General features: G+C 72.4%; 13 protein-coding genes. 9 read left to right on the top strand and 4 right to left on the bottom strand.

What is annotated here, in order from left to right; all coding sequences use genetic code 11:
- Positions 1–20 precede the first annotated feature (20 nt).
- Both BJY16_RS40080 and BJY16_RS40075 read left to right on the top strand, forming a co-directional pair.
- Positions 21–551, top strand: a complete 531-nt coding sequence (locus BJY16_RS40080) for a hypothetical protein (protein WP_185044740.1) — start codon at positions 21–23, stop codon at positions 549–551.
- 14 nt (positions 552–565) lie between these two features.
- Entirely contained in the window at positions 566–1273 is a 708-nt protein-coding gene (locus BJY16_RS40075; RefSeq protein ID WP_185044739.1) for an HAD family hydrolase, read from the top strand.
- Positions 1274–1514: 241 nt separating this feature from the next.
- Here BJY16_RS40075 and BJY16_RS40070 read toward each other — a convergent pair whose 3' ends face one another.
- A complete protein-coding gene (locus BJY16_RS40070) occupies positions 1515–2405 on the bottom strand; it encodes a hypothetical protein (RefSeq protein ID WP_185044738.1) in 891 nt (296 codons plus the stop codon).
- Positions 2402–3166, bottom strand: a complete 765-nt coding sequence (locus BJY16_RS40065) for an RNA polymerase sigma factor (protein ID WP_260418365.1) — start codon at positions 3164–3166, stop codon at positions 2402–2404. Before BJY16_RS40065 ends, BJY16_RS40070 begins: the two co-directional genes overlap by 4 nt.
- Before the next feature lie 221 nt (positions 3167–3387).
- Between BJY16_RS40065 and BJY16_RS40060 the strand changes: the two genes are divergently transcribed.
- The 5 genes from BJY16_RS40060 (at position 3388) to BJY16_RS40040 (ending at position 9570) form a co-directional block, all read left to right on the top strand.
- Positions 3388–5157, top strand: coding sequence for a glycoside hydrolase family 6 protein (locus BJY16_RS40060; RefSeq protein ID WP_185044736.1), 1770 nt, complete (start codon positions 3388–3390; stop codon positions 5155–5157).
- 102 nt (positions 5158–5259) lie between these two features.
- Positions 5260–5724 carry a MarR family winged helix-turn-helix transcriptional regulator gene (locus BJY16_RS40055; RefSeq protein ID WP_185044735.1) on the top strand — a complete coding sequence of 155 codons (465 nt, stop codon included), beginning with the start codon at positions 5260–5262 and terminating at the stop codon, positions 5722–5724.
- Entirely contained in the window at positions 5721–6647 is a 927-nt protein-coding gene (locus tag BJY16_RS40050; protein WP_185044734.1) for a hypothetical protein, read from the top strand. Before BJY16_RS40055 ends, BJY16_RS40050 begins: the two co-directional genes overlap by 4 nt.
- Entirely contained in the window at positions 6644–7381 is a 738-nt protein-coding gene (locus tag BJY16_RS40045) for a PP2C family protein-serine/threonine phosphatase (RefSeq protein ID WP_203759444.1), read from the top strand. Before BJY16_RS40050 ends, BJY16_RS40045 begins: the two co-directional genes overlap by 4 nt.
- Before the next feature lie 1010 nt (positions 7382–8391).
- Entirely contained in the window at positions 8392–9570 is a 1179-nt protein-coding gene (locus tag BJY16_RS40040) for an IS110 family RNA-guided transposase (protein WP_185038372.1), read from the top strand.
- A gap of 110 nt (positions 9571–9680) precedes the next feature.
- Here the strand turns inward: BJY16_RS40040 and BJY16_RS48810 are convergent, their stop codons facing one another.
- A complete protein-coding gene (locus BJY16_RS48810; RefSeq protein ID WP_185044733.1) occupies positions 9681–10640 on the bottom strand; it encodes a DUF3455 domain-containing protein in 960 nt (319 codons plus the stop codon).
- 112 nt (positions 10641–10752) lie between these two features.
- Entirely contained in the window at positions 10753–11541 is a 789-nt protein-coding gene (locus tag BJY16_RS40030; protein WP_185044732.1) for a hypothetical protein, read from the bottom strand.
- Positions 11542–11999: 458 nt separating this feature from the next.
- Here BJY16_RS40030 and BJY16_RS40025 point away from each other — a divergent pair, with 458 nt between their 5' ends.
- Together BJY16_RS40025 and BJY16_RS40020 are read left to right on the top strand one after the other, a co-directional pair.
- Positions 12000–13613, top strand: coding sequence for a translation initiation factor III (locus BJY16_RS40025; protein WP_239178053.1), 1614 nt, complete (start codon positions 12000–12002; stop codon positions 13611–13613).
- Positions 13610–15088: an NADH-quinone oxidoreductase subunit NuoF family protein gene (locus BJY16_RS40020; RefSeq protein ID WP_185044730.1), complete on the top strand. Its 1479-nt coding sequence runs from the start codon at positions 13610–13612 to the stop codon at positions 15086–15088. Before BJY16_RS40025 ends, BJY16_RS40020 begins: the two co-directional genes overlap by 4 nt.
- Positions 15089–15193: the final 105 nt, after the last annotated feature.

The raw sequence follows: 15193 nt of genomic DNA, 5'->3' as shown, positions 1-15193 counted from the left end.
CCCGCCGAGCCGGAGGTGCCGTGCAGACGTTCCGGAAAGCCGTCCTGGCCGCCGCGGTGGTGGCGGTCGCCTCGGCCGCCGTGGCCGCCGCCGTGCTCGCCCGGTCCGGCCGTCCCGAGCCGGTCCGGCTGGCGCCGGTGGCGGCCCGGCCGCAGATCGGTTTCGGTCCGAGCCCGGAGTCGTGGCCCCCCTCCGACGCCGGCCCGCTGGCCGAGCTGGAGTTCACCCGCCGTGACGACCTGGCCGGCCTGGACCTGCGCGGCCAGTTCGCCGCCGAGCTCGCCGCGACCACCGCCTCGGGTGCGTCGCGTGGCGGGCCCGGCCCGGCCGAGGTCCTCGCCGAGCACCAGCGGATCCGCCGCGAACTGGCCGGCGACGAGCACCCGGTGGTCCTGCTCCGGGGCGCCGACCTGGCCCGCGCCGGCGCCCCGGGTGACGCCTGGCTCACGCTCGCGGTCGGTGACTTCGCCGACCGGGCCGCGGTGACCGCCTGGTGCGCCGCCGCCCGCGCCGGGCACTGCGTCCCGCTCCGGCTCGCCCCGCCCCGGTGACGGATAATCCGGCGGTGACGATCGAGGCGCTCATCTTCGACTTCGACGGCCTGCTGATGGACACCGAGAGGACGCTGCTGGACAGCTGGCGCTGGGAGTGGCGGCAGCACGGCCTGGAGCTGGACGAGTCCGGGTTCTTCGCCGAGCACGGCGGGGACGTGAGCGAGCTGCGCTACGCGGAGCTGGCCCGCGCGGTCGGGGCCGGCTACGACCGCGCGGCCAGCCACGCGCGCCGGATGGCGTACCGGGAAGAAGTGCATGCCACCCTCGGCCTGTCCTCCGGGATCGCGTCCTGGCTCGGCGAGGCCGAGCGGCGCGGGTTGCGGCTGGCGGTGGCGAGCAGCTCGCCCGGCTCCTGGGTGCGCAGCCACCTGCAGCGCACCGGCGACCTGGCCCGCTTCGAGGTGCTGGCCTGCGGCGACGAGGTCCCCGGGCACAAGCCGGACCCGGCGGTCTACCGGTTGGCGCTGGACCGGCTGGGGTTGTCCGCGGACCGGGCGGTGGCGTTCGAGGACAGCCCGCACGGGGTGGACGCCGCGCAGGCCGCCGGGCTGCGGTGCGTCGCGATCCCCAACCCGTTCACGCCGGAGGGGCGCTACGCGCACGCGGACGTGCTGCTCCCCAGCGCCGCCACGACGATCCTGAGCGAGGTCCTGTCCCGGATCGAGCGCATCCCGAGCCGATCGCCGGATCGCTCCGAAGATCAACTTCAGGATCGCTGAGAACACCCTCAAAATTTCATAGGCGCGCGTCCGCCGTGGTGCGGACCGCATGCTCCCGCGCGAGCCGGGAGTGGCGATCTGGCCGCTGGCGCGTCCAGAGCGATCGCCACTCCCTGCACTGTCCGCGGGTGGTTCCGGAGATCGAACCCCGGTCCCGCGGCACCGTGACCGTCCCCGAGGTCATCGTCGTGGCCGGGCCGACAGGTCGCCGCTCGCGGAGGCGACGCGGGTGCCGGCTCGCTCAGTGCCGCCAGGGTTCGGCGGGGAGGCACTTGCCGGTGGGCTCGCCGGGGTCGTCGGGGCGGTAGACGATCCGGCCGGTGTCGTCGGTGTAGCAGGTCTTGACGCGGGCGAAGGCGCCTTCGAAGAGCGGGCCCTCGAAGACGACCTCGCCGGCCGCGTCGTAGCCGATCAGGCGGGCGCCGGGGTCGAGCGGCTCGGTGATCAGCAGGCCGAAGGCGCCGTCGGCGAGCCGGGCCCGGAAGGTGCGGCCGGAACCGTCGTCGACGATCAGCCGCGCCACCCGCGGGCTCACCCGGCCGGCCGCGGTGACCTGGCCGGCTTCCTCGTCCGAGGAGCTGAGGAAGAGCACCTGCACCGGGCCGGGCAGCCAGTCCCGCGACGCGCCCCACTCGTCGCCGGCGAGGCCGCCGCTGGGTTCGCTGCGCAGGCCGGTGATCGGGTTGCGGTGCTGTTCCGAACCGCACGCGAGGTAGCCCCGGCCGGTGAGGAACAGGGCCAGCGCGCGACCGTCGGCCTCGGCGGCGACCGCCACGTCCCGCGCGGCGACCGGGAAGTCCGGTTCCGGCGGCAGTCCGGCGCTCGCCCGGTACTCGTCCGCGGTCCGGCCGAACGTCGCCCGGCTGGCCAGGCAGCCGTCGACCACGGTGCGCAGGGAGCCGCTCAGCTCGCCGGGGCCCATCGCCAGGGTGGTGGGGAGGGGCTGTGGGCGTACCCAAAGAACGCCGAAGGCGGCAGCGACCGTGAGGGTCGCGGCGACCGCGAGCCGGAGCCCGCGCCGGTGCCGGATCGGAGTCCGGGTCTGGGTCCGACGTAGCAGCGACGCGCGCAGCTGGGCGGCCCGGGCCGGCGGCAGGTCACGCTCGGCCGGCGGTTCCAGGTCGGTGATCATCGGCTTGCCTCCGGGGTCTCGGTGAGCGTGGTCCGGGCGGGTCGGGGCCGGCCGGCGGTTCCGGCGGCTCGGGACCGGCCAGGGGCCAGCGGGCCCGTGCGGGCGTCGGCGGGCGGGACGGAGCCGGCGACGGCAGGGCTGGTCGGCGGTCGGGCGGGACCGGCGGTGGCGGAGCCGGGTGAGGGCTCGGTGGGGCCGGTGGTGGAAGGGCCGGCGACGGGAGGGCCGGTGGTGGGCTCGGGGGACTCGGTGAGCAGGCGGGTGAGGCGGGCGCGGGCGCGGCTGACCCGGCTGCGGACGGCGGTCTCGGTGACGCCGAGGACCGCGGCCGCCTCCGGATAGCCGACGCCGGACCAGAGGCAGAGCGCGACCGCCTCCCGCTCGGCCCGCGGCAGCCTGCCGACCGCGGCCAGCACGGCGCGCATCCGGCGTTCGTCGTCGAGCCGCCCGGCCACGTCGTCGGCCGGGTCGGCCTCGGTGCCGGCGGTGGGGGAGCGCAGCAGCCGGTTGCGCCAGCGGGTCAGCGTGCGCTGCTCGGTGCGGGCGTGGTGGCCGGCGGTGACCAGCAGCCAGGGCAGCGGCGAGCCGTCGACCAGGCGGATGTCGGCGCGCCGCTGCCAGGCGGTGAGGAAGGTCCGCTGGGTGATCTCCTCGGCCAGCGACCAGGAGCCGGTGAGCCGGAAGGCGTGGTTGTAGACGGCCCGCGCGTGCCGGTCGAAGAGGTCCCCGACGTCCTCGTCGCCGCCCGGTCCGCTGGTCATGCTCCGCATCGTCACATCCGGTTGTGGCCGCCGGGACGGCGGCTGTTGCACCACGTCCGGGCGCGGTGAACAGGCAGTTGCCCAAGTGTTTCCGGATCATTGCGCTGGGAGCGCTCCCATGTAATGCTGTCCGCGTCGGCCAACGATCCCCACCGATATGTCGGCCGTCGCTCCCATCGGCGCTGATCATTGGCGTCCGCCGTACGTCTCGAGGAGTCCTGATGAGACCCATTTCCCCCCGGGCCCGCGCCCTCACGGCAGCCGCCGCCGTGAGTGTCGTGGCCGGCGCCGGTGCGGTCGCGGTCGCGACCGACGCCAGTGCCGCCGCCGGTTGTCGCGTCGACTACTCGGTGAACCAGTGGAGCACTGGTTTCACCGGCAACGTGACGGTCACCAACCTCGGTGACCCGATCTCCGGCGGCTGGAACCTCACCTGGGCCTTCCCCGGGAACCAGACGATCACCCAGGGCTGGAGCGCCACGATCACCCAGTCCGGGCAGAACGTCACCGCGGTGAACCCGTCGTGGTCCGCCTCGCTCGGCACCAACGCCACGGCGAACTTCGGCTTCAACGCGAACTACTCGGGCACCAACACGGCGCCGTCGACGTTCAAGCTCAACGGCGTCGCCTGCACCGGCTCGGTCCCGAACTCGCCGTCGCCGTCGAACCCCGGCTCGCCCTCGGTGTCGACGCCGCCCAGCCCGTCTGCCAGCGTGTCGACCCCCACCGACCCGGGCGTCAAGGTGGACAACCCGTACGCGGGGGTCAAGGGCTACGTCAACCCGGAGTGGAAGGCGAAGGCCGACGCCGAGCCCGGTGGCAGCCGGGTGTCGAGCAACCCGACCGCGGTCTGGCTGGACCGGATCGCCGCCATCGAGGGCACCGACAACAGCAGCTCGAACGGCTCGATGGGCGTCCGTGACCACCTGGACGCGGCCCTCGCCCAGGGTGCCGGCTACATCCAGTTCGTGATCTACAACCTGCCCGGCCGGGACTGTTCCGCGCTCGCCTCCAACGGTGAGCTCGGTCCGGACGACCTGCCGCGTTACAAGTCGGAGTACATCGACCCGATCGCGGCGATCGAGGGCGACGCGAAGTACAAGAACCTGCGCATCATCAACGTCGTCGAGATCGACTCGCTGCCGAACATCGTCACCAACACCTCCGGCAACGCCGGCGGCACGGCGATGTGCGACACGATGAAGGCCAACGGCGGGTACGTGCAGGGTGTCGGTTACGCCCTGAACAAGCTGGGCGCGATCGGCAACGTCTACAACTACGTGGACGCCGCTCACCACGGCTGGATCGGCTGGGACTCGAACTTCGGCCCGGTCGCGGACATCATGCTGCAGGCCGCCAAGGCCTCCGGCAGCGTCAACAACGTCACCGGGTTCATCACCAACACGGCGAACTACTCGGCGCTGCAGGAGCCGTACATCCAGCCGACCGTCACGGTCGGTGGCCAGAACATCCGGCAGTCCAAGTGGCTCGACTGGAACCAGTACTCCGATGAGCTGACGTTCGCCCAGGCGTTCCGGCAGAAGCTGGTCTCGATCGGCTTCAACAGCAACATCGGCATGCTGATCGACACCTCGCGCAACGGCTGGGGCGGCTCGGCCCGGCCCACCAAGGCGAGCAGCTCGACCGACGTCAACACCTACGTCAACGAGTCGCGCATCGACCGCCGGCTCCACGCCGGCAACTGGTGCAACCAGGCCGGTGCCGGTCTCGGTGAGCGTCCGAAGGCCGCCCCGGCCTCCGGTATCGACGCCTACGTCTGGGTGAAGCCCCCGGGTGAGTCGGACGGCTCGTCCTCGCTGATCCCGAACGACGAGGGCAAGGGCTTCGACCGGATGTGCGACCCGACCTACACCGGTAACGCCCGCAACGGCAACAGCATGAGCGGTGCCCTGCCGAACGCGCCGATCTCCGGCGCCTGGTTCTCCGCCCAGTTCCAGCAGCTGATGGCGAACGCCTACCCGGCGCTGTGACGCCGCTGAGCTAGACCGGACCCCCACCCCGATCATGCCCGGGGTGGGGGTTCCTTTTTCCTTAGATTGTGAAGGCCCTACACGATGAAGTAGGGTAAGGGCATGGACCAGGACCAGCGGTACGCCGGGGCGCTCGACCGGATCCTGGAGCTGGTCGTGCTGCTCCACGAGGACATGACGAAAAGCCTCGCCGCGCAGGGCCTCTCGGTCTCCCGGATGACGCTGCTCTGGACGCTGCGCTCGCTCGGCCCCAGCCCGCAGCACGTCCTCGCCGAGGCGCTCCGGGTGACCCCGCGGGCGGTCACCGGGCTGGTCGACGGGCTGGTCGCCGGCGGCCTGGTCACCCGCGAGCCGCACCCCACCGACCGCCGCGCCGCACTAGTGACCTGCACCGACCGGGGCGCCGCGCTGCTCGACGAGACGGCCGCCCAGCAGCGCGAGTTCGGCAGGCAGCTGTTCGCGCACATGCCGGCCGAGCGCTTCGACGGGCTGGTCGCCGGCCTCGACGACGTCCTGCACACGCTGCACGGCCTCGGCCTGACCCATCAACCGGGGGTGACCTCATGATCAAGCTGATCCGCTTCGTGGTCGTCTACGAGCTGCGGCTGTGGGCCGCGCTCTACCGCTGGGTCTTCCGGCGCCCGGTCCCGATCGAGCCCGGCGCGCAGCGCTTCACCTACCATCGCGCGGTCAACCTGATCCTCGGCGTCCTGCTCGTTGTCTCCGCCATCGAGGTGCCGATCCTGCACCTGATCGTGCCCTGGGAGCCGGTCCGGCTCGCCGCGCTCGCCATCGGCGTCTACGGCCTGGTCTGGATGGTCGGCCTGCTCGCCACCATGCACGTGCACCAGCACCTGGTCGGCCCGTCCGGCCTGCGGATCCGCAACAGCCTCACCCTCGACCTGCCGCTGCGCTGGGATCAGATCGCGGCGATCGACGTGCGCCGCCGCTCGATGCCGCCGGGCGGCCAGACCCAGCTGGAGGACGGGGTGCTGTCCCTCGGCATGGCCAGCCAGACCAGCGTCGACATCCGCCTCACCGAGCCGCTCACCGTCCCGGTCCGCAAGACCCGCGGCGAGTCGGTCAGCCAGATCCGCTTCCACGCCGACGAGCCGGAGGCCCTGGTCGCCGCCGCCCGCCCCCCACCTCCCCAGCCCCGCAGTCCCGTGACCCCGCCGCCGCCTGCCCGGCCTTACGTTCCCGCCGCTACCCTCGCGCAGCCTGCCCGGCCCAGCCTTCCCGCCCTTTCTCTCGCGCAGTCTGCCGGGGTCGGCGTTCCGGCCCTTTCCCTTGCGCAGTCTGCCGGGGTCGGCGTTCCAGCCCTTTCTCTTGCGCAGTTTGCCGAGGTCGGCGTTCCGGCCCTTTCCCTTGCGCAGTCTGCCCGGCGCGGCATTCCGGGCATTTCCGGTGGGCAGTCTGTCCGGGCCGGCGTTACCGCCCCGCCGTCTGTCGCCGGTGCGTCCCTGGTCGGCACGGCGGTGCTGAGGTGATCGGCGAGGCGGTGTGGCGGTTCGGCGGCCGGGTCGTGACCGCGGCGGCCGGCAGCGTGACCGGGCATCGCTACGACCGCAACTACGACGTGCTGCACCTGGACGCCGACCGGCCGCTGGCGATCGTCGCCGACGGGATGGGCGCGGGGGAGGGGAGCGCGGCCGCCGGCCGCATCGCGGTGGAGACCTTCGCGACCCGGTTCGCCGGTCCGGACCCGGCCGCGCTGCGGGCCGCTGTCCAGGAGGCCCATTCCCGCGTACGGCAGAAGGCCCGCACCCTCCGCGACCTCACCGGTTGCACGCTGACCGCGCTGGCCGGCGTCCCGGGCGACGACGCCGCCGCCCGGATCGTGCAGCTCGGCGACTCCCGCGCCTACCGCCTCCGCGCCGGCCTGCTCGAACTGCTCACCGTCGACCACACGATCGCCTGGCTCGGCCTCACCCACGGCTGGTACGCCGCCACCGACCCCCGAGCCGAAGCCGACGGGTACCGCCTGACCCGCTACACGGGCCACCCCGACCAGCCGGACCCGGACATCCTCGACGTCCCCCTGCACCCCGGCGACCGCCTGCTGCTCTGCACCGACGGCGTCTCCGGCCAGCTCTCCTACCAGCAGCTCGCCCATGTCATGGCCGCCGTCCCACCCCGCACCGTCGTCCAGTCCCTGCTGGACGCCACCCTCCAGGCCGGCGGCCACGACAACGCCACCGCCGTCGCCCTGACCGTCACCTGACCCGCCGTCCTGCTCGCCCCGGACTGACCCGCTACCGCGCTACCTCGGGCTCACGGTCCCACCCGTAATGACGTCGCTCCCGCGCTGACCCGGGCTCACCGTCCCACCCGCGATGGCGCCGCTCCCGCGCTGACCCGGGCTCACCGTCCTACCCGCGATGACGCCGCTCCCGCGCTGACCCGGGCTCACCGTCCCACCCGCGATGACGCCGCTCCCGCGCTCCGCAGCGCGCTACCAGGTCGCGGCTGGTCAGCAAGGGGCGGCCTGCTCCACGGAGACCGTGTTCCGGCCCGGTGCCACGTGCCTTGAGGCCTCGCACACACCCCTGCCGACCAGCTCAACCCGCAAGGCGGTCGGGGGTGGTGGCGGTGGCGCGTCGTGCGATTGTCGGCTGGTTTCCAGGGGTGCTTCAGGCGTCTTGAGACACCCGTGTCGACCAGCCGGACTCGCAGGGCGGTCGGGGGTGGTGGCGGTGGCGCGTCGCGCGGTTGTCGGCTGGCTTCCAGGGGTGCTTCAAGCGTCTTGAGACACCCGTGTCGACCAGCTGGACTCGCAAGGCGGTCGGGGGTGGCGTGTCGTGCGGTTGTCGGCTGGCTTCCAGGGGTGCCTCAAGTGTCTTGAGGCACCCCTGGAAGCCAGCCGAGGCCGTTGGGCGCGATTCGGGCCGTGGTACGGGCGGGCGTCGCGGGTTGGGGGTTTGTGGGACCACCCACGGGCCTTGAAGGGGGCGGCGATTGTTATGGACGCGCAGCGGCCAGATCGCCGGGCCCGGCCCGCGCTACTTAAAGAGAATTGATGTACGACCGCGGCCCGGCCAGGCTTGGTCGAGGTGATCGGTAGGGATTCTCAGGCCCGCGCTGCCCACTCAGATGGCGGGGTGTGGCTTTCTCCCGGCTTGAACCCTGCCGGTCACCGTGGCGCGGAGTGGCTTGAGAGGGGTTTGCCCAGCTGTAAGTAGCGATGCCCTCCCGCCGGCGTTGTGTGCTGCGACGACGGGAAGGTTACCGACGATGGGTCAGCTGATCATTGGGGTCGATCCGCACAAGCGGTCCGCGACGATCGAGATCATCAACGAGCGTGAACAGGTACTGGCCCGCGGTAGGTACGGCACCGACACCGGCGGCTACCAGCAGCTGCTCGCTGCCGGCCGCCGTCACGCCGGCCGGGTGTGGGCGGTCGAGGGCTGTAACGGCATCGGCCGGCACCTGGCCCAGCGGCTGGTCGCCGACGGCGAAACCGTGCTGGACGTCCCGGCGAAACTCGCCGCGAAAGCCCGCAACTTCGACACCGGCCACGGCCGCAAAACCGACGGTCACGACGCCCACCACATCGCCGTGACAGCGCTACGCACCCCGGGCCTGCACCAGGTTCGTGCCGACGGCGCCACCGTCGCGCTGCGGCTGCTGGCCGACCGCCGCGACCAGCTCGGCGCCACCCGCACCGAGACCATCAACCGGCTGCACCAGCTACTGCTCGAACTGATCCCCGGCGGCGCGAAGAAGAACCTGACCACCGACCAGGCCCGCACCCTGCTCGAACGCGTCAGCGTCCCGGCCGGCGACATCGTCACCGCCACCCGCTATCAGCTGGCCGGCGACCTGGTCGACGAGCTCACCACCCTGGACACCAAGATCAAAGCAGCCAACCGGCAGCTGACGACCGTGCTGGCCGCCACCGGCACCCAGCTGACCAGCCTCAACGGCATCGGCCCCTCCGGCGCCGCCCGCCTGCTCGGCGACATCGGCGACATCCACCGCTTCCCGACCCGCGGACACTTCGCCACCTGGAACGGCACCGCCCCCATCGACGTGTCCTCCGGCGACCATCACCATCACCGGCTCAACCGGGCCGGGAACCGGCGCATCAACCGGGTCCTGCACATCATGGTCATCACCCAGCTCCGCTACGACACCCCCGCACGCGCCTATTACCAGCACAAACGCGCCGAAGGCAAAACCGCGATGGAAGCCATGCGAGCGTTGAAACGACGCCTGTCCGACACCGTCTACCGACAAATGATCAAAGACGCGGCAGCCGCAACAACCCCGGCGACGGATCCGGGAGGACACACGGGGGCGACTCGAAACTCCAGCGCGGCCGACCCAAACCCCAAGATCGACACTTCGGAAAAGTCACAACCCGGACCCGCCAACCACCACCCTAAAACATCCCCCACACCAACCCCTTGACAGAGGGGTGCCGGGAGCATGCGGTCCGTACCACGGCGGACCTGCGTATATGAAGATTGTGATCGTCAAGGGTGGGGTGGTGTTCGGCGGCTGCTGGGAGCGGGCAGATCCTATTTTGTGGTGAAGAAGCGGTAGACGGCGCGGTAGGGGACGGCTACCGGCTGGTCGCCGCCGCAGGAGGTGGACGGGGCGGCGCCGCCGTGAGCGTCGAGGCGCTGGATGTAGGTGACCGGGCCGAAGATGCCGCCGCCGCGGTTGCCGGTGGCCTTGAGCAGCATCGGCGGGAGGCTGCCGGGCTCCGCGGGCTGGGCGGTGACCGGGGCGGCGCCCTGGACCATCGAGCCGTCCTGGTCGGACACCCAGGCGGGGCCGCGGAAGTGGACCGCGGTCACCTTCTTGACCGGGCTCATGGTCACGCCGGTCAGGGAGGCGGCCGGTTCGAGCGGCTGCCACATGCTGCGTTTGCACTCGTAGATCTGTACGCCGCGGGCCTTGAGCACGGCGTGCACGACGTTGCCGGCGGGCGGCTCGACGGCGTCCGGGACCAGCGGCTCGCCGCCCAGGAAACTCTCCTCCTGGGTCGTCGCCGAGCCGCCGGCCGACCCGGTTGTGGAACCGGTGGCCGATCCGGTGGCTGAGCCCGCGGCCAGTCCGGTGGCGAGGCCGTTTGCTGAGCCCGCGGCCAGCCCGGTAGCCGGGCCGTTCGCTGAACCGGCGCCCGGTCCGGTGGCGAGGCCGCTGGCTGCGCCGGAGGCTGACTCGGCGCCCGGCCCGGTGGCGAGGCCGCTGGTGGCGCCGGACGCTGACTCGGCGCCCGGTCCGGAGGCGAGGCCGCTGGTCGCGCCGGGAGCTGAGCCGGCGGCCGACCGCGAAGCCGGCCCGGTGACCGATCCGGCGAATCCGGCGGATCGAGCGGCCGAGCCGGTGTCCGCTCCAATGTTCGCCCCGGTGGCTGAGCGCGCGACGGGCGCGGCGAACGGTGTGCCGGCGTAGGACACGCCGGCGGGCACGGCGATGGAGGCCAGGGCGAGGGCGCCGACGGCGCCCGCGATCTTGACGGTACGGGTCACGGAGTCCTCCCCGATGGACGGTGACGCTGTGGATCACGGTAGTGGCACCGTAGACCGAAATGTCCATTGAAGGGGTGGAAGCGCGCGGTACAAGCCGGAATAACCGGACTGATTACGGCATGGTGTAGAACCCGGTCGGCAGAGTCTCCGCCCGCTGCCGCGCCGCCCGGGTCCGCGCCCGCAACCGCAGCAGCAGCAACAGCCCGAGGAAGAAGAACACCCCACCGACGATCAGCCCCGGCCCGAGCAGGTTGCTGTCCTCGGAGGCCGGCGCGAGCGCGCCCGCCGTCCTGGTCGGCGTGGGGTCACCGGTCGGTTCGCTGTCGGCCGGCGCCTCGGTCTCCTCCCCGGTCTCGGTCGGCTCCGGCGACGCGCTGGTCTTCGACGGGGTCGGCGAGGAGGTGGCCACCTGCCCGGTCACCTCGGTGCCCGCCCCGCCGGCCGAGAGCAGCGTGTCCCGCTCGTCGAAGGCCTGCACCTCGAAGCGCACCTCGCCGCCGTCCCGCCCGCTGAACCCGACCTGCCAGCGCCCGGTGACCGTCCGGTTGCGGCACAGCGTGCCCGGGTCGAGCCGCTCGTCGACCAGGGTGGCGGTGTCGCCGTCCACCCGGAGCTGGGTGGGGAACTCGCCGGAGTCCTCGAACCGGGTCACCCGGATCCGGTCGAGCGGGACCGATCCGGCGCGCACGACCAGCGAGAACCGCACCTTGCGGCAGGCGCGCTGGTCGGAGGTGACCACCGCGGTGAGGGTCTTGGTGTTGCCACCGGACTTGAACGTGGCGGGCGCGGTCAGGCGTACGCCGAAGCCCGGCACGTCAGCGGCGGCCGGCGCCGTGGTGCCGGCCGCGCCCAGAGCGGACCCGGCCAGGACGGCCCAGAGCAGCGCGGTGGAATGCCGCACGTCGATCCCCCTTCGTTGACGTCTGGCGTTATCAGTAAGTTCGCCGCGCGGGGCCGTTTGGTTCATCCGGTGGTCCGAGTCACTCCATGGCGCACCTTAAATTCTCCTTAGCGGATCCGTAAAACGGTCGTTAAAGCAGCTCAGCGGCCATGTGCGGGACGTAGCCGGCTGATCACGGAAAAGAGTCGCCCAGAAATTTCGCACGCGTTCATCCGAAGCCCCGCCCGGCACGTAATCCGGGGAGGACACGGCCGGGGCTTCGCAGGGGAAAGCACCGCCACGGACGGGTCCGGAACAACTTGAGCACGGGGCGTTCCCCACGAACGCCGGCGTCCCACCGCCCACGGGACGTGACCGTTGCGGAAAACGAGGAGTCAATGGCCCGGTCGAAGAACAAAGAAGGCACCGCGAGTAGGGTCGCGGTCGACATCGGCTCCACCGGTACTCGCTCCGTGCCCATGGGCGCGGTCATCCTGCTGGTGGTGTGTGTCCTGGCGGCGGTCTGGTCGGTCGCGATGATGACCAAGCCCGGCCGCGTGGGATATGTCTACTTCTTCACGTACGCGGAGTACTACATGGGTGTCCTCACCCTTGTGTCACTCTCGATCACCATCATGGTCGGCCTGGTCTCCACCGACCGCCTGGTCCTCTCCATCAGGCAGCGTGTCCTCCTCCAGTCCGCCCACCGGACCACCGGCGTGATGGCGATCTCCTCGCTGGTCTTCCACCTGTGGACCAAGACCGTCGAGTCGCACATCCGCGTGATCGACATCTTCGTCCCGTTCCTCACCCCGACCAACACGCTCTGGATCGGGCTGGGGCAGATCTCCGGGTACGTCATGGTGCTGGTCACCTGGAGCGGCCTGATCCGGGCCAAGTTCATCGGCCGGGGCAAGCCGTGGATGTGGCGGGCGATCCACTCGATCTCCTACCTGATGTGGCCGATCGCCCTGATGCACGGTCTCGGCGCCGGCCGTGCCGCGGCGACCTGGGTGATCGTCAGCTATGTCATCTGCGTCCTGCTGGTGCTGATCGGGCTCGCCGTCCGCCTCTCGGTCAGCCTCAACCGGCGCAAGGACTTCTCGTCCGCGGCCGGGGTCGGCGCCGCCCGGCCGACGTCCGGCGGCGGCGTGGTGCCCACCTCCAGCGCGCCGCGCAACCGCTGGGGCAGTGGCCCCCGGGACCGCGAGCCGACCGGCGACCTGGTCCAGGCCGCCCCGAGCGTGAACAGCTGGGTGCCGGCCGCCCCCTCGGCCCCGCCGATGGCGCCCCCGGTCGCCCCGGTCAGCCCGGCCGTGGCCCCGATCAGCCCGGCGCCGATCGCCGACCGCCGCGAGCTGGAGCCGGCCCCGCGCCAGCGCCGCGCGGTCGACGACGAGCGGTACGACGAGCCGACCCGGGCGATGTCGCGCCGTGACTTCGAGGAGGAGCGGTACGACGAGCCGGCCCCGCGCCCGCGCCGCCGCGACGACGACTACTACGACGACGGCCCCCGCCCGCGCAGCCGCCGTTACGAGGACGACGAGCCCCGCGGCCGCCGCTCGGCCGAGGACACCGGCACCCGCCTGCGGATGGACGACACCGGCACCCGCCTGCGGATGGAGGACACCGGGACCCGACTCCGGATGGACGACACCGGCACCCGGCTCCGCATGGACGACACCGGCACCCGTCTGCGCCGGGACGAGATGACCGACACCGGCACCCGGCTGCCCCGCTACGCCGACGACGACTACTACTACGAGGAGCGCCCGCGCGGCGGCCGGCGTCGCGCCGACGACGACCGGTACGAGGAGGTGCCCCGCCAGCGCGCCCCGCGCTACGAGGAGGAGGACGAGTCCCGTGGCGGCCGCCGCCGCGCCGACGACGGCCGGCACAGCCGCAGCGAGTTCGTCGACCTGGCCGACGACCGGTTCGCCGACGACGACACCCTGGTCGACACCACGTCCCGCCGGTCCCGCCGCCCGTCCGCCGACGTGGTCCGCGGCGGTGGCGTCCCGGCCCGCCGCACCCGCGGCGGCCGTGACGACGACGAGGCGTACTTCTCGCAGCTGCGCGGTGACGTGAATTGAGCACCGCACAGGTTCCCCCGGTCACCTCGATCGGCATCCCGCGGATCACCGCGGGCTACGACGAGTACGGCCGTCTCGACCTGCAGGCGCACCAGGAGGTGCACGGCGGGTTCGCGGCCCTCTCGTCGGGTGAGCTGATCGGTCTCGCCGACCGCATCGAGCTGCGCGGACGTGGTGGCGCCGGCTTCCCGTTCGCCCGCAAGGTGCGCGCCGTGATCGACTCCTGCAAGCGTCAGGATCTGCCCCCGGTGATCGTGGTGAACGCCACCGAGGGTGAGCCCCCGTCCTGGAAGGACAAGGCGATCCTGACCCGTGGCCCGCACCTGATCCTGGACGGCGCCGCGCTGGCGGCCGCCGCCCTGGACGCCGAGGAGATCGTCATCGGCATCGCCGACGACGGCATCGGGCAGAACTCGCTGACCGCCGCGCTGGCCGAGCGCAAGATGCCCTGCCCGACCCGGATCGTCACGGTCCCGCACCGGTTCATCTCCGGCGAGGGTGGCGCGCTGGTCCGCGGGATCAACGGCGAGGCGCACATCCCGCCCGGCCGCAAGGTCCGGTCCAGCGACAACGGCGTGATGGGGCTGCCCACCCTGCTCTCCAACGCCGAGACGTACTCGCAGCTGGCGATCGCGGCCCGGCTCGGGCCGTGGGAGTACAACTCGGTCGGCATCCCGGAGGAGCCGGGCACGGTGATGCTCACCGTCGGCGGCTCGGCCACCAACCCGGCCGTCGTCGAGGCGCCCAGCGGCACCCCGCTGATGGACGTGCTCGCCATGTGCGGCGCGGACATCGGCCCGGGCCTGCTGGTCGGCGGCTACCACGGCAAGTGGATCAGCGCCGAGCAGGCCGAGACGGTGACCATCTCGCGCAAGGGATTCGCCAAGGTCGGCGGCACGCTCGGCGCCGGCATGCTGATCCCGATCGGCTCGAAGACCTGCGCGCTCGGCGAGGTCGCCCAGGTCGTGCAGTACCTGGCCGGCGAGTCGGCGGGTCAGTGCGGCCCGTGCCGCCTGGGCCTGCCCGACCTGGCCCGGGCGGTCACCCTGGTGTCGCTCGGCGGCTCCGCGCTGGAGCAGGTGCGGCAGGCGGCCGGTCTGGTCAAGGGGCGGGGCGCGTGCAGCCACCCGGACGGCACGTCGCGGTTCGCGCTCTCCGCGCTGGAGGTGTTCGCCAAGGACGTCGAGGCGCACGCCAACGGGGAGGGCTGCGGGAAGCAGGTGCGGGGCATCCTGCCGCTGCCGTACACCGCCGAGAAGGGTGCCCGGAAGCTGGCGCTGGACTGGTCGCGGTGCGACGGGCACGGGCTCTGCTCGGCGGTCGCCCCGGAGATCATCCGGCTGGACCACAACGGCTTCCCGGCCTTCCCGCAGACGCCGCTGCCGCCGTGGCTGGAGGACGGGGCCCGCAAGGCGGTCAACGTCTGCCCGGCGCTGGCGCTGCGGCTGATCGACCCGGCCACGTCGGCACACTGACGCCGGCCCGGCGCCGTCCGCGGACCTTACCGGTGATCCTGGCGGCGGCCGGTTGCGCGGCGGCACCCGCGCGACCGGCCACCGCCGGGCCGGCCCGGCCGGTCC

Origin of the sequence: Actinoplanes octamycinicus, from assembly GCF_014205225.1 — a bacterium.
Taxonomy (GTDB): domain Bacteria; phylum Actinomycetota; class Actinomycetes; order Mycobacteriales; family Micromonosporaceae; genus Actinoplanes; species Actinoplanes octamycinicus.
The sequence above is the reverse complement of the archived record's forward strand: the minus strand, read 5'-3'. Positions and strand labels throughout refer to the sequence as shown.

Coding starts and splice junctions, on each gene's coding strand:
- BJY16_RS40070 (WP_185044738.1), bottom strand. CDS start 2,405: ATGATCACCGACCTGGAACCGCCGGCCGAGCGTGACCTGCCGCCGGCC.
- BJY16_RS40065 (WP_260418365.1), bottom strand. CDS start 3,166: ATGACCAGCGGACCGGGCGGCGACGAGGACGTCGGGGACCTCTTCGAC.
- BJY16_RS40060 (WP_185044736.1), top strand. CDS start 3,388: ATGAGACCCATTTCCCCCCGGGCCCGCGCCCTCACGGCAGCCGCCGCC.
- BJY16_RS40055 (WP_185044735.1), top strand. CDS start 5,260: ATGGACCAGGACCAGCGGTACGCCGGGGCGCTCGACCGGATCCTGGAG.
- BJY16_RS40050 (WP_185044734.1), top strand. CDS start 5,721: ATGATCAAGCTGATCCGCTTCGTGGTCGTCTACGAGCTGCGGCTGTGG.
- BJY16_RS40040 (WP_185038372.1), top strand. CDS start 8,392: ATGGGTCAGCTGATCATTGGGGTCGATCCGCACAAGCGGTCCGCGACG.
- BJY16_RS40025 (WP_239178053.1), top strand. CDS start 12,000: ATGGGCGCGGTCATCCTGCTGGTGGTGTGTGTCCTGGCGGCGGTCTGG.